The 13,588-nt window shown below is 70.1% G+C and carries 7 protein-coding genes; 1 reads left to right on the plus strand and 6 read right to left on the minus strand.

The genetic code is table 11. From position 1 onward, the window contains the following. Positions 1-25: 25 nt before the first annotated feature. The 5 genes from ABZ793_RS05785 to acs all read right to left on the minus strand — a co-directional run bounded on the left by ABZ793_RS05785 (position 26) and on the right by acs (position 11,660). Positions 26-958, minus strand: coding sequence for an alpha/beta hydrolase (locus tag ABZ793_RS05785; RefSeq protein WP_357452488.1), 933 nt, complete (start codon positions 956-958; stop codon positions 26-28). Positions 959-1,187: 229 nt separating this feature from the next. Further along, positions 1,188-3,584: an immune inhibitor A domain-containing protein gene (locus ABZ793_RS05790; RefSeq protein ID WP_357453151.1), complete on the minus strand. Its 2,397-nt coding sequence runs from the start codon at positions 3,582-3,584 to the stop codon at positions 1,188-1,190. 323 nt (positions 3,585-3,907) lie between these two features. After that, a complete protein-coding gene (locus ABZ793_RS05795) occupies positions 3,908-6,214 on the minus strand; it encodes an immune inhibitor A domain-containing protein (RefSeq protein ID WP_357452491.1) in 2,307 nt (768 codons plus the stop codon). A gap of 419 nt (positions 6,215-6,633) precedes the next feature. Further along, positions 6,634-9,426, minus strand: a complete 2,793-nt coding sequence (locus ABZ793_RS05800) for an immune inhibitor A domain-containing protein (RefSeq protein WP_357452494.1) — start codon at positions 9,424-9,426, stop codon at positions 6,634-6,636. 269 nt (positions 9,427-9,695) lie between these two features. Then, the gene (acs, locus tag ABZ793_RS05805) at positions 9,696-11,660 is read right to left on the minus strand and encodes an acetate--CoA ligase (protein WP_357452497.1); all 1,965 of its coding nucleotides are present in this window, start codon (positions 11,658-11,660) and stop codon (positions 9,696-9,698) included. Positions 11,661-11,923: 263 nt separating this feature from the next. On the opposite strand from acs, the gene ABZ793_RS05810 reads away from it, so the two are divergent. Next, positions 11,924-12,670: an oxidoreductase gene (locus ABZ793_RS05810; protein ID WP_357452500.1), complete on the plus strand. Its 747-nt coding sequence runs from the start codon at positions 11,924-11,926 to the stop codon at positions 12,668-12,670. 101 nt (positions 12,671-12,771) lie between these two features. Here the strand turns inward: ABZ793_RS05810 and ABZ793_RS05815 are convergent, their stop codons facing one another. After that, complete coding sequence (locus tag ABZ793_RS05815) at positions 12,772-13,587, minus strand: HAD-IB family hydrolase (protein ID WP_357452503.1); 816 nt, start codon at positions 13,585-13,587, stop codon at positions 12,772-12,774. Position 13,588: the final 1 nt, after the last annotated feature.

The following is a 13,588-nucleotide window of genomic DNA, read 5'->3' on the forward strand; positions in this document are numbered from 1 at the left end:
GGCCCGCGCGGGCAGCGGGTCGGAGTCAGGACTTCGCCCAGCGCAGGATCTCGCCGAGCACCACCTCGCGGGCCTCCACGTGCGGGAAGTGCCCCACGCCGTCCAGGAGCCGCCACTCGTAGGGCGCCACCACGTATCGGCCTGAGCCCTGGGCGGTGCGCGGCAGGGACGCCTGGTCGAGCGCGCCGTGGAGCTGGAGCGTCGGGGTGGTCAGCGGCTTCTGCATCAGCCGGACGAAGCGGTAGCCGTGCAGGCGGAGCACCGAGCGGAAAGCCCAGCGGTAGCCCTCCAGCGCGCAGAACGCCGCCTGCGGGATCCGCATCGCCTCCCGGCACCGCCGGGCGTACGCCTCGAAGTCCGGCCCGTGGACCCAGCGCGGCCCGCCCCAGCGGCGCAGCATCTCCTCCACCGCCGCCGCGTTGTGCCGGGTGAGCACGTGTTCGTAGCGGGGCAGCTGGAACTTCAGGGTGGGCGTGGAGGCGGCGAACTGCCCGCGCGGGTCGGCGAAGATGGCGGCCCGGAGCCGGAGCGGGTGCGGGGCGCCGAGCACCACCAGCCGGCGGACGAGCGACGGGTGGAACGACGCCACGGTCCACCCGATCATGCCGCCGATGCCGGTGCCCACCACGGTCGCGGAGCGCTCGCCGAGGGCCCGGATCAGCCCGGCGATGTCGGCGGCCAGCGTGTAGCCGTCGTACCCCCGGGGCGGCTTGTCGCTGGCGCCGTAGCCGCGCAGGTCGACCGCGACGGCGCGGAACCCGGCGTCGGCGATCGCCGGCAGCATCTCGTGCCAGGCCCACCAGTGCTCGGGGAAGCCGTGCAGGAAGAGCACCATCGGGCCGGTGCCCGCCTCGACGACGTGGAACCGGCTGCCGTTCGCGCCGACGAACCGGTGCGTCCACGGCCCCTCGCTGAGGACGCAGGACTCGTCGACGGGCCCGCCACGCTGCTCGGTCATGGCAGACAGCCTAGGACCCCGGTGCCGGCCGGCTCCGCCGCCGACCCTGGCCGGGTGGCCGGGATCGCTGACGATCGCGTGGGTGGTGGACAGCACGTCCGGTCGGACGCGCCACGCGCCACGCGGGTTCCCCGCCGGTCGCCCCTCGCTGCCGGGTGCGGAACGGGCGATGCCCGGGCAGGTGGCCTGCCCGGGCATCGCGTGGTGCGGGTGGTGCGTGATCAGGCGATCAGGAGATACGGATCTTGGTGTAGAGGCCGTCCTTCTCCAGGACCTTGATCTTGGTGCCGGTGGCCGGGAGCTTGACGCCGTGGTTCGGCAGCTCCGGGTACCAGTACTGCTTGGTGTCGTCGAACAGCGGCTGCGCGGCCTGGCCACGGATGTACTGCGGCTGGCTGTTGAGGTGCAGCGTGAACGAGTCGGCCTTCTTCAGGCTGAACGGCGCGTCGTAGACCTGGACGCGGGCCCGCCAGGGCTGCCCGGTCAGGTTGTAGATCGGCCGCGGGTGCGCGTCGATGATCAGGTTGCGACCCTCACCCGGGTGCGCGAACGTGTCGTTGTCCGCCCAGCGGGTGTTCCAGTAGGAGATCAGCAGACCCTCCTGGTACGCGTAGTGGTCCACGTAGTCCGGGCGGGTGTTCGCGTAGCCGAAGAAGTACGGGCCGGTCTTCAGGTACTTGTCGTACGAGATGTACTGCCGGGTGCCCGCGATGTAGTAGTTGTCGAACTCCCGGGTGTAGGTCTCCTCGGCGACCTCGAAGCCACCGGCGAGCGTCCAGCCGGCGGCGCCGGACTCGGCACCGTCGGAGAGGACGGTCTGACCGTCGGCGGTCACGGTGACGGCGTCACCGTAGAAGCCACCCTCGGAGACACCGCCGTCGGTCTGGTAGCGCAGCCGGAACTGCGCGACCTTGCCCGCCGCCGCGTCCATGGGGATGTTGATGTCGACCCACTCGCCGTTGCTGCTGCCGTCCAGGGCCGGACGTCCGGGCGAGATCTCCGGGAGGGGCTGGCCGTTGACCGTGCCCGGCAGCGCCGTCCAGGTCTGGCCGCCGTCGAGCGACGCCTCGAAGAACAGGTAGTCGTACCCGGCCTCGATGTCGTAGCGGCCCTTCATCGACAGCGACGCCGACGACTTCCCGGTGAAGTCCAGGGTCCGGGTCATCGTGCTGTTGAGGTCGTCCTCGTTGCCCGAGAAGAACTGCTTGGTGCCCTCGAAAGGCTTGCCGTTGTCGAAGGTGTACTCCCGCTTGGGGAGCACCACCACGACGCCCTGGGCCTCGTCGGTGTTGTATTCCTGCGGGCCGAGCTTCAGGGTGCGCTGCTGCCCCGCGACGACCACCTCGTAGTCGAGCCAGCCGAGCTGGAGCTTGTTCCACGCGCCCAGGTCGCCGCCGCGGTCGCCGATGCCGGGGTCGGTCTTGGCGCCCAGCCGGCTCTGGGCCATCAGGGTCCAGTGCTCGTTGTTGTTGTCCCCACCACTGACGACGTTGTAGTCGTCCGGCAGACCGAGGTCGTGGCCGTACTCGTGGTAGAAGACGCTCCGGCCGCCGTTCTCGGGCTGGATCGTGTAGTCACCGATCCAGATGCCGGTGTTGCCGATCTGGGTGCCGCCGGCCGGGAAGTTGACCGGGCCGGTCGAACCCTGGTCGGACGCGAAGGCGTACCAGCGGTGGCTCCAGATGGCGTCCTCGCCCTGGTACGGGTCGCCGTCGGCCTCGTCGCCGCCGGAGTGGACGATCTGGAAGTGGTCGATGTAGCCGTCCGACTCGTTGAAGTTGCCGTCCGAGTCGTGGTCGTACCGGTCCCACTGGTCCATCGCCTTGACGTCCGCGGCGATCTGGGCGTCGGTGCGGCCGGCGGCCTTCTGGTCGGCGACCCACTGGTTGGCGGCGTCCCGGACCAGCGCCCACGTGTTGGTGCAGACGTTGTCCTCGCACGGGTAGCCGCCGGAGCGGCCGTAGCGGGCCTCGTTGTACCTGACCTTCACCCAGTCGGTGACCGTGCCGTCGACGCTGTAGCGGCCCGAGGACTGCGCCTCGTAGTACTGCTTCAGCGACTCGTCACCCGGGTTGGTGCCGAAGTAGAGCTTGCGGTAGTGGTCGGCGTTGTAGTCCGCCTGCCACACGGTGGAGTTGTCCACCGCCCGGTTGGGGGCGGGGATCTCGTTGTGCAGCGGCCCGTCGAACCGGGTCGGACCCGCCGTGGTCGGGTCGGTGTCCTGGTCCGGGTAGCTCGGGTGCCGCTCGTTGCCGAACTCGGCGAGGATGACGAAGATCCGGTCGGTCTGCTCGCGGGCGAGCTCGACGTACTGGTCCTCCATCTGGCTGGCGGCGCCGGCCCGGGTCGAGCGGGCGGTGGCCCCCTCGGCCTGGGTCTTGCCGACCTTGACGACCGTGCTGCCGTTGATCTTCTGCGCCTTGGCCCGGCCGGAGAGGACGTCGCTCAGGCCCTCCTGGCGCAGGGCGCGACGCTTGTCCTCGAGCGGGTTCGGCAGGTCGTGGTCGACATGGGCTGGCTCGGTGACCGACGGAGCGGCCGTCGGCAACTTCGGCTGCGGCGCGGCGCTGGCGGATGTGCCGACCGCCAGTCCCGTCGCCGTCAGCGAAAGCCCGAGCAGACCCACTGCGACTTTGCGCACGTGGTACCTCCGGTGTGAGGGAACCGGCCCAACGGGGGTACGGGCCGGTGGAGATCGATCCCACTAGTGGGACCAATGGTGAACATAGACACTCGTGTGACCCCTGGGAAGATGCGCGCGTCTATTTGTTGCAAAGTTTTGTTGGGAATGCTTTTCACCGTCACACCCCCACCGTTCATCAACCGTCATGAGCAGGGCATAGGGTCCCCGATGGGGCGGAAGAGATCGTTCTCGATCGGACCGGGTCACGTACGCGAAAAGTGGGGCCGGTGGCGTCACCGCCACCGGCCCCACGGGTAACCCGATTGTCAGTTGCTGACCTTCACGACCATGTCGTCGGTCGGGTTGGTGCCCTGCTGCAGGATCTCGATCCGGGTGCCGGAACCGGCCAGCTTCACCGAGTTCCACGGGTTGCCGGACGTCCAGTACTTGTTCGCCCCGCTGTCGAAGAACACCGGGTTCGGGTCGAGCGCCGGGAGCGTGACCGGGACACCGTTGAGGTGGAAGGTCTGCGCCGGCTTGGCGTACAGGCTGAACGTGGCGTCGAAGCCGTTGCGGCGGTTGGTGATGGTGCCCTGACCACCGACGTTGATCTTGTTCGGCCGGACGTCCACCGGGAGGTTCAGGCCGTAGCCCGGGTGCTCCGAGGTGTTGTTGTCGCCGTACGCGTAGTTCACGTACCAGACCAGCATGCCGGGCTGGACCGAGAACCGCTCCACCCAGTTCGGGCGGGTGTTGTTGAACCCGTAGTTGTACCCGCCGGTCCGCAGGGTGTCGTCGTAGCCGAAGTAGGACCGGTTCTCCGCGATGTAGAAGCGGGGGTACGTGTCGGTCACCGAGCCGCCCATCCGGGTGAAGCCCCTGGCGGTCCACTCGGCGGCCAGCGTCTCGGCGTCGTCGGTCCAGGCGACGGCGCCGCCCTTGACCAGCGACACGTTGTCCAGGAACGCGCCGGCGAGGTGCACGCCGCCGTCGGTCTGGTAGCGGTAGCGGAACTGCACGGTCTGCCCAGCGTACGCGGACAGGTCGTACGCCAGGTCCACCCAGGCGCCGCTGGTCGAGCCGTCGACCCCGGTCTCACCGGCGTCGATCGACGAGTTGCCCAGCGGGGTCCAGGTGGAGCCACCGTTGGTCGACACCTCGGCGTAGAGGTAGTCGTAGTCCTCTTCGATGTCGTACCAGGCCTTCGCGGTGATCGACGCGGACGTCGCACCGGTCAGGTCGAGCTGGCGGGTCAGCGTGGTGTTCAGGTCGTCCGCGCTGCCGCCCCACCACTCGTACGACCCGCCGAACGGCGTGTTGTAGCTGGTGGTCTGGGTCTGTGCCGGCAGGTTGACGACGACGGCCTGGGCCTTCGGCCCGTCGCTGTCGCCGGCCGGGCCGAGCGTGACCCGGGTGGTGCCGCTGTTCTCCTCGACCACCGAGTAGTTCAGCCAGCCCAGGAACAGCTTCGACCACGGGTCCATGTAGCCCGGGGTCGACCCGATGTCGTCCGTGCCGTGGCTCAGCCACGAGCCGGAGGACATCAGGCTCCAGAAGCCCACGCCGTTGTCGCCGCCGGCGGTGTCGTAGAGGTCCGGCAGACCGAGGTCGTGGCCGTACTCGTGGGCGAACACGCCCAGACCGCCGTTCTCCGGCTCCGTGGTGTAGTCCCGGATCCACATGCCGGTGTCGCCGATCTGGACACCACCGGCCTTGTTCTCGCCCGGACCGGCGCTGCCGGCCAGGTTCGGGAACGCCGCCCAGCGGTGCGACCAGATGGCGTCCTCGCCCTGGGCGCCGCCGCCGGCCTCCTCGCCCTCGCCCGCGTGCACCGCCTGGAAGTGGTCGATGTAGCCGTCGGGCTCGTTGAAGTCGCCGTCGCCGTCGAAGTCGTACCGGTCCCAGATGTCGAACTGGGCCAGGTACTGCTTGATCTGCTCCGGGGTCTTGCCGGCCGCGACCTGGGACTCGTACCAGGCCGTCGCGGTGTCCTTGACGAAGTTCCAGTACCCGTCGGCCTCGGAGATGGCGTTGCTGCCGTACCGGGCCTCGTTGTACGGAACCTTGACCCAGTCGCTGACGTCGCCGTTGACGGTGTAGCGCCCGCCGGACTGCTTCAGGTAGAAGTCCCGCATCGACTCACCCGGACCGAACATCATGTCCTGGTAGTGCGCACGGTTGAAGTCCGGCCGCCACAGCGTGCTGTTGTCGTCGGTCGAGCCGCCGTCCCAGTTGCGGTCCGGCTCGGCGATCTGGTTGCGCACCGGGCCGGCAGCTCCACCGGTCCGGGGGTCGGTCTGGTCGCCGAACTCGACCAGCATCGTGAAGATCGGGTCGGTCTTCGGGGCCTGCTGGTACTCCACGAACAGGTCGTCCTTGACCTGGATGACCTTCGAGCCGTTGCGCGTGGAAAGCTTGGCCTTGCCGGAGAGCAGGTCGGCGATGGCCTTCTTCCGGAGCTCCCGCTGCTGATCCGCCTTCGGATCGGGGAGGTTGTCCCTGCGGTGCTTCGCCTTGTCGGAACCGGGGGCCGGGTCCGCGGCCGGTGCGCCGGAGGCCGGCGCCGACACGACTCCCGCCGCCAGCAGCGCGGCCGTGGCAGAGGCCAGACCGGCTGTGACTCGTCTCCTCAAAGGTCCTCCTCCTTTGTGGATCTGTTACATGACGAGCGCGGCCGAGGCCGCGGCTGTCATGTGATGCGCCACTCACCCTGGCAGAGGGGACGCGCGCTTGTCACGGGTCAAATACCTGGCGGGCGCGCGTCCGCCGACCTGCATATGCGCATAAATGCCGACCAAAGGGCGCGCTGAACCGACATCGGTTCACGTTACGTTTTGGCCACGATCACCTTGAGTAACCGTAGTTATGAAGTCCCCGTCAGGGGAGCGCCCGGGGGCCGGAAATCGTCACAGCGGCTCTCAGCGATCTTGCCGGCCAGGTCCGGGTGGGGTGGCCGGTCGGCGCGGATCTCGGACCACACGACGAGCGGGGCCCGCCCGGAGCAGTGTGCTCCGGACGGGCCCCGCCGTGTGTCCCTCGGCCGACCCTCGGGTCAGTTCGTCGCCGGGGTGACGTACACCGTGGCGTACGAGTTGTCCTTCGCGGTGTGCTTGATGGTGATGGTGACGCCGTAGGACACGCCCTGGTCACCGGGGTTGCCGGTGCCCAGCACGATGGCGCCGCCGCCCAGCGTGACCCCGTAGTAGGCCGGCGCCGGCGTACCGTCCGGGTTGGTGACCCGGGTCGTGTACGGCGCGTTGCCCCTCGACGGGATGACGACCGAGGCGTCGCTGTCCCGGGCGTACGCCGAGCCGTCGCGGATCTCGATGCCCGGGTACCAGCCCTTGGCGTCCGTGAAGGCCGGCACCGCCGGCTGCGCGGGGAAGTTCGTGCAGTACTCGCTGTACGGCTCGTCCTCCGCCTCCAGGCACTCCCGGAAGGGGTACGTGGGGTTGAGCGAGAAGGCCGCGTTGGCGGACTGCGGCCGGCTGGGCAGGTTGTCCAGCACCGACGGGTCCTTGACGGCCGCCTCGCCCGTGCGGCGGAACGGGTCGAAGTGCGAGTCGACGATCAGCAGACCACCCTTGGCGCCGTAGCTCGGCAGCGAGGTCAGCTGTCCGGTGACGTGGTTGACGTCGCCGAGCGCGGTGTCCCGGTACCAGACCAGCATGCCCGGGGCGTTGTAGGAGACCTTGTCGACCTTCCACGCCTCGTGCGAGTACACCGTGTCGTAGGTGTACTTCAGGCCGTTGTCGAAGCCGTCGAAGTTGCGCCACTCCGCCAGGTAGTAGTGCGCCTGGGTCGAGGTGCCGCTGTCGATGCGCCAGCCCGCGCCGGTGGTGTCGACGAAGGTGCCGCCGGTCGCGGTCCAGCCGTTGGTGCCGCTCTCGACGTCGTCGCTCCAGGTGGTGGCGCCGCCGCCGGTCACCGAGAAGTCGTCGGCGAACCAGCCGCGCTCCACGAACGCCTCGTCGGTGGCGTAGCGGAGTCGGACCTGCACGGTCTGCCCGGCGAACGCCGACAGGTCGACGTAGTCGTGCCGCCAGCCGTTGGTGCTGCCGGTGAGGCCGTACTTCTTGTTGCCGAAGTCCACCATCCGGCCGTTCGGGTCGGCGTAGCCGTCGTTGGTGGTGACGAGCTTGCCGGTCGAGTCGTAGACCTTCTGCTCGGCCCAGGTGGCGCCGCCGTCGGTCGAGACCTCGAGAAAGCCGTAGTCCCAGTCGGCCTCGATGACGAAGTTGTTCCACATCCAGAACTTCGCGTCGGCCGCCGCCGGCACGGCCACCTGGCGGGCGATCTTGACGTCCGCCCAGTCCTGGTCGGCGCCGGTGTACCACATCTTCTCGCCGCTGTGCGGCGTGGCCAGGGTGATCACCTTGTTCGGCAGGTCGATCTTGATGCCGTCCTTGGTGCCGACCGGGGTCCGCGAGGTCTGACCCAGCTGCACCGAGCGCGGGTCGGTGCCGGGCGCGAGGGTCAGCGGGTCGGCCCAGCCGAGCACCCACTTGTCCCACAGGCCCATGTGCGTCGGCAGCGCCTGGAAGATCTCACCCGAGTGCGAGCCCGAGGCCATCAGGTCCCAGAAGTCGACGTCCGAGTCGGCGTTGCCCGAGGTGTCGTAGAGGTCCGGCAGGCCCAGGTCGTGGCCGAACTCGTGGGCGAAGACGCCGACGCCGGCGTCCTCCGGCTGCACGATGTAGTTCGACACCTGGAGGTTGGTGCCGGGGATGGTGTAGCCGCCGGCGATCGACGACGAGTGCGCCCAGACGGCGTAGATGCCCTCGGCACCGCCGCCGCGGGACTTGCCCTGGCCGGCGTGCACCAGCACCAGGTGGTCGATCACGCCGTCCGGCTCGAAGACGTTGCCGTCACCGTCGCGGTCGCCCTGGTCCTCGATGTCGTAGTCGGCCCACGGGAAGTTCGGGTCCATCTGCGCGAGGGTGGCGATCGCGTCGGTGGCCAGCCGGCCCGCGCCCTGCGGGTTGTCCGGGTGCCCGTTCATCGCCTGCTCGCGGCCGGCGACCCAGTTGCCGTTCTCGTCCTGGAAGCAGCGGGAGGCCGCGTACCAGCCCTCGGAGTGCGGCACCTTGATCCACGGGCTGGCCTGCCCGTCGACCGTGTACGCGCCCTTGGACATCTCCAGGTACATGTTGTGCATGGTCCGGCCGGCCAGGCTGATGCCCGGCTTGCCGTCCGGCCCGGTCAGGTCCGGGCGGACCCGCTCGGTGATGCCCTCCTTGGTGTAGAGCATCTTGTCGTAGTGCGCGGGCGAGAAGTCCGGCACCCACATCGAGTTGTTGTCCTCGCGCGGCAGGGACGCCGGGTTGGGGATGTTGTTGTGCAGGGGTCCGTTCTGGACGGTGCCGGGGACACAGCTCCGGTCCTCGAAGACCGTCTTGGGGACCATGACGTCGGTGAAGTCGTCGTTGGCCTGGTCGTTGAACTCCACCAGCAGGGTGAGCAGCTTCGCCGTCTGGGTGCCCTCGGCCTGCTTGATCTGCCGCGGGCTCTTGCCCGTCTTGATCGCCTCGGCCTCGGTCCTGGCGAGTTCCCGCGCCGTGACCGGGTTGCCGCGGGCGAACTTGCGGTCGTAGGCCCGCGCCTTTTCGACCGCCGGGGCGTAGACACCACCCTTGCCCTTGACCTCGCGGCCGGTGCTGTCCGGCTGGACGGCCGGCTCGGAGTAGTTGATGTAGTACTCGTCCGCCCCGATGACGGCTCGGGCGGGGCCGGACTCTGCCGCCGCCGAGCTGCCAGTCACGGTCAGTGACGTGGCCGCCAGGGCGATGGCGGGCAGCGCGACGAGTAGGCGTCGACGCGACCCAGGTTGCGGATTTCTGTTCATGCCGCTCCATTTCTCGGGCATGGGGAGGGAGGGAGCCGGACGGCCTCTGATCGATGTGACGTCCATCGAACCGACTCGGCCTGCGTGAACCTAAATCAGAAACCAGGCGAAGGACAGGGGTCCGCGCCTGCCTGTGTCCGTTCAGCTTCTCCCGGTTCCCCCGACCGACTGATGTGACAGGGCGCATCCGGTCCGTCGGGTACCCGTAAGAAATGACGATGGGTGACGGTCCGCGCGGGACCGCCACCCATCGGGTCGTACGCCTGCCGTCAGTCCTCGTCGGACTTTCCGCCGCCCATGCCGGACGAGATCAGGTCCATCACGGACGAATCCTGGAGCGTGGTGACGTCGCCGAGCGACCGGTTCTCGGCCACGTCCCGCAGCAGGCGGCGCATGATCTTGCCGGAGCGGGTCTTCGGCAACTCCGGCACCAGCATGATCTGCCGCGGCTTGGCGATCGGGCCGAGGGTCTTCGCCACGTGGTTGCGCAGGTCGGCGATGAGCTTCTCGCCCGCCTCGCCGGAGGTGTCCGCGGCGCCGCGCGGGATGGCGAACGCGACGATGGCCTGCCCGGTGGTCGGGTCGGTCGCGCCGACCACCGCCGCCTCGGCCACCGACGGGTGCGAGACCAGCGCCGACTCGACCTCGGTGGTGGAGATGTTGTGCCCGGACACCAGCATCACGTCGTCGACCCGGCCGAGCAGCCAGATGTGCCCGTCGTCGTCCCGCTTCGCGCCGTCCCCGGCGAAGTACATGCCCTCGAACCGCGACCAGTACGTCTCGATGAACCGGTTGTCGTCGCCCCAGATGGTGCGCAGCATCGACGGCCACGGCTCGCGCAGCACCAGGTAGCCACCGCCGCCGTTCGGCACCGACTGGCCCTGGTCGTCCACCACGTCGGCGCTGATCCCCGGCAGCGGCGTCATCGCGGAGCCGGGCTTGGCCTCCGTCACGCCCGGCAGCGGCGAGATCATGACGGACCCGGTCTCGGTCTGCCACCAGGTGTCCACGATGGGCAGCTCACCGTGGCCGACGTGCTGCCTGTACCACATCCACGCCTCGGGGTTGATCGGCTCGCCCACGCTGCCGAGCAGCCGCAGCGAGGAGAGGTCGTAGCCGGCGGGGATGTCCTCGCCCCACTTCATCATCGTGCGGATCAGCGTCGGGGCGGTGTAGAGGATGCTGACCTTGTACTTGTCGACGATCTCCCAGAACCGGCCCTTGTGCGGGGTGTCCGGGGTGCCCTCGTACATCACCTGCGTGGCGCCGTTGGAGAGCGGGCCGTAGACGATGTAGGAGTGCCCGGTGACCCAGCCGATGTCGGCGGTGCACCAGTAGACGTCCGTCTCCGGCTTGAGGTCGAAGACCGCGTGCGTCGTGTACGCCGTCTGGGTGAGGTAGCCGCCGGTGGTGTGCAGGATGCCCTTCGGGCGGGCCGTGGTGCCGCTGGTGTAGAGGATGAACAGCGGGTGCTCGGCGTCGAACGGCTGCGCGGCGTGCTCGGCCGGGGCGGTCTCCACCGTCTCGTGCCACCAGTGGTCCTTGGCCGACCAGGCGACCTCCTCGCCGGTGCGCCGCACGACCAGCACGTGCTCGATCGACGGGCAGTTGGCCACCGCCTCGTCCACCGTCGGCTTCAGCGCGGACGGCTTGCCCCGGCGGAAGCCGCCGTCGGCGGTGATCACCACCTTGGCGCTGGCGTCCTGGATCCGGTTGGTCAGCGCGTCGGCGGAGAAGCCGCCGAAGACCACGCTGTGCGTCGCGCCGATGCGGGCACAGGCCAGCATCGCGACCGCCGCCTCCGGGATCATCGGCAGGTAGATCGCCACCCGGTCGCCCGCGGTGACGCCCAGGTCGGTCAGCGCGTTCGCCGCCTGGCAGGTCAGCTTGTGCAGGTCCGCGTACGTGATGGTGCGGGTGTCGCCCGGCTCGCCCTCCCAGTGGATGGCGACCCTGTCGCCCAGGCCGGCCTCGACGTGCCGGTCCAGGCAGTTGTACGCCACGTTGAGCTGCCCGCCGACGAACCACTTCGCGAACGGCGGCTTCGACCAGTCGAGCACCTGGTCCCACTGCCGCGCCCACGTCAGCCGCCCGGCCTGCCGCTCCCAGAACGCCAGCCGGTCGGCGTCGGCCTCCGCGTACGCGTCTGCGGTGACGTTGGCGTTCGCGGCGAGTTCGGCCGGCGGCGGGAACTGGCGTGTCTCGTTCAACAGATTGGCCAATGCCTCGCTCATGCCGTGCTCCCTCGTCGTTCGGGGTGACCTGCGTCTCCCGCACGAGGTTAGTCGGGACACCCCGTCGTCCGACTGCCGGTCCGGCCAACTCGCGCCGAGCGGCCCCCGCCGCGCGCCGGACGGCCACCCAGATGCCAAAAGGGGCACCGCGTCGGCACCTTCCGTCGCAGAAGGGCCCCTTGCCACCACAATCGAGGGGTGGCGGCGGTCGCTCCCCGGCGGCTCGTCGGCGGGTCGCGTCGCGCAGTCGATAGCGTGACGGGGTGACCGCTGACCCGCTCGCCCCGCTGCTCGCGCTCGCCGACATCACTCCCGCCGTCGAGCGGGCCCGCGAGCGCTTCGACCAGGCGCTCGGGCACCGCGCGCTGCGCCGGCACGGCGGCCAGGTCGCGGCCGAGGTCAGCCTCCGGTCCGCGGTCGCCAGCGCCGCCCTCGAGGGGTACGCCCACGAGCGCGAGGCCGTCCGCGCCGGAACCGTGACCGAGCCGGTGGTCCAGGGCGCGCTGCGGGTCGCCGGGGCGCTGCCCGGGCTGAGCGAGCTCTGGCCGAAGGCGCCCCGGCAGGTGCTGGCCAAGCTGCACGTGCTCGCCGCCCGGGACGTGGTGACCGAGGCCGAGCTGGGCCGGCCCGTGGCCGACCCGGTGGTCGCCGCGCGGCTGGACGGGCTGGCCGGGCTCGTCGCCGGCGGCACGAAGGTCTCCCCGCTGGTGCTGGCCGCCGTCGTGCACGGCGAGCTGCTGAACCTGCGCCCCTTCGCCGGGCCGTCCGGGGTGGTGGCCCGCGGCGCCGCCCGGCTGGTGCTGCTGTCCAGCGGGCTCGACCCGCGCGGCCTGCTCGCCGTCGACGTCGGCCACCGCGAGCGCGAGCCCGAGTACGTCGGCTCGGCCGGTGCGTTCGCCACCGGCACCCCGGACGGTCTGCGTTCCTGGCTGCGGCACTACATGTCGGCCGTGGAGGTCGGCGCCGACCAGCTCACCACGATCGGCGACGAGATCCTCGCCGCCACCTGACCCGCCCGCCGAGCCTGGATCCCTCGGCACCCCGGGTCGCTTCGGTCCGGGTCGCTTCGGCCCGGCTCGCTTCGGTCCGGCTCGCTTCGGCCCGGATCCGGTCAGGCGGGAGCGGGGGTGGCGCGGGTACGGCGGTGACGGCCGTACCAGGCGATGCCGATGGCCACGCCGACGCCCACGCCCAGCGCCGCCGCGGCGACCGGGACGGCCGGGCGCTCCCGCAGCCGCCGGCCCAGCGGGATCGGGTGCCGGAACTCCAGCACCGGCCAGGAGTTCTCGACCGCGAGCCTGCGCAGCTGCCGGTCCGGGTTGACCACCGAGGGGTGGCCGACGCACTCCAGCAGCGGCCGGTCGCTGTACGAGTCGGAGTAGGCGTACGAGTCGGCCAGGTCGTACCCGCGGCGGGCGGCCAGCTCGCTGACCGCCTCGACCTTGCTCGGGCCGGCCGCGTAGAACTCGACCTCGCCGCTGTAGCGGCCGTCCACCACGCCCATCCGGGTGGCGATCACGTCGGTGACCCCCAGCAGCGCGCCGATCGGCCGGACCATCTCCTCGCCGGAGGCGGAGACCAGCACGACGTCCCGGCCGGCAGCCTGGTGCTCCTCGATCAGGGCGGCGGCCTCGGCGTACACGTAGGGATTGATCAGCTCGTGCAGCGTCTCCGCGACGATCTGGCGGACCTGCTCCACCTGCCAGCCCTTGCAGAGCGTGGCGAGATAGTCCCGGGTCTTGGCCATGGTCTGCTCGTCGGTGCCGCCCAGCCGGAACATCAGCTGCGCGTACGCCGACTTGACCACGTCACGCCGGGTGATCAGGCCGTCCCGGTAGAACGGCCGACCGAACGCCAGGGCGCTCGACTTGGCGATGACGGTCTTGTCCAGATCGAAGAAAGCGGCACTTCGGCCCACGGCGCGCAAG

Source organism: Micromonospora sp. NPDC047465 (genome assembly GCF_040643125.1).
Lineage (GTDB): Bacteria > Actinomycetota > Actinomycetes > Mycobacteriales > Micromonosporaceae > Micromonospora.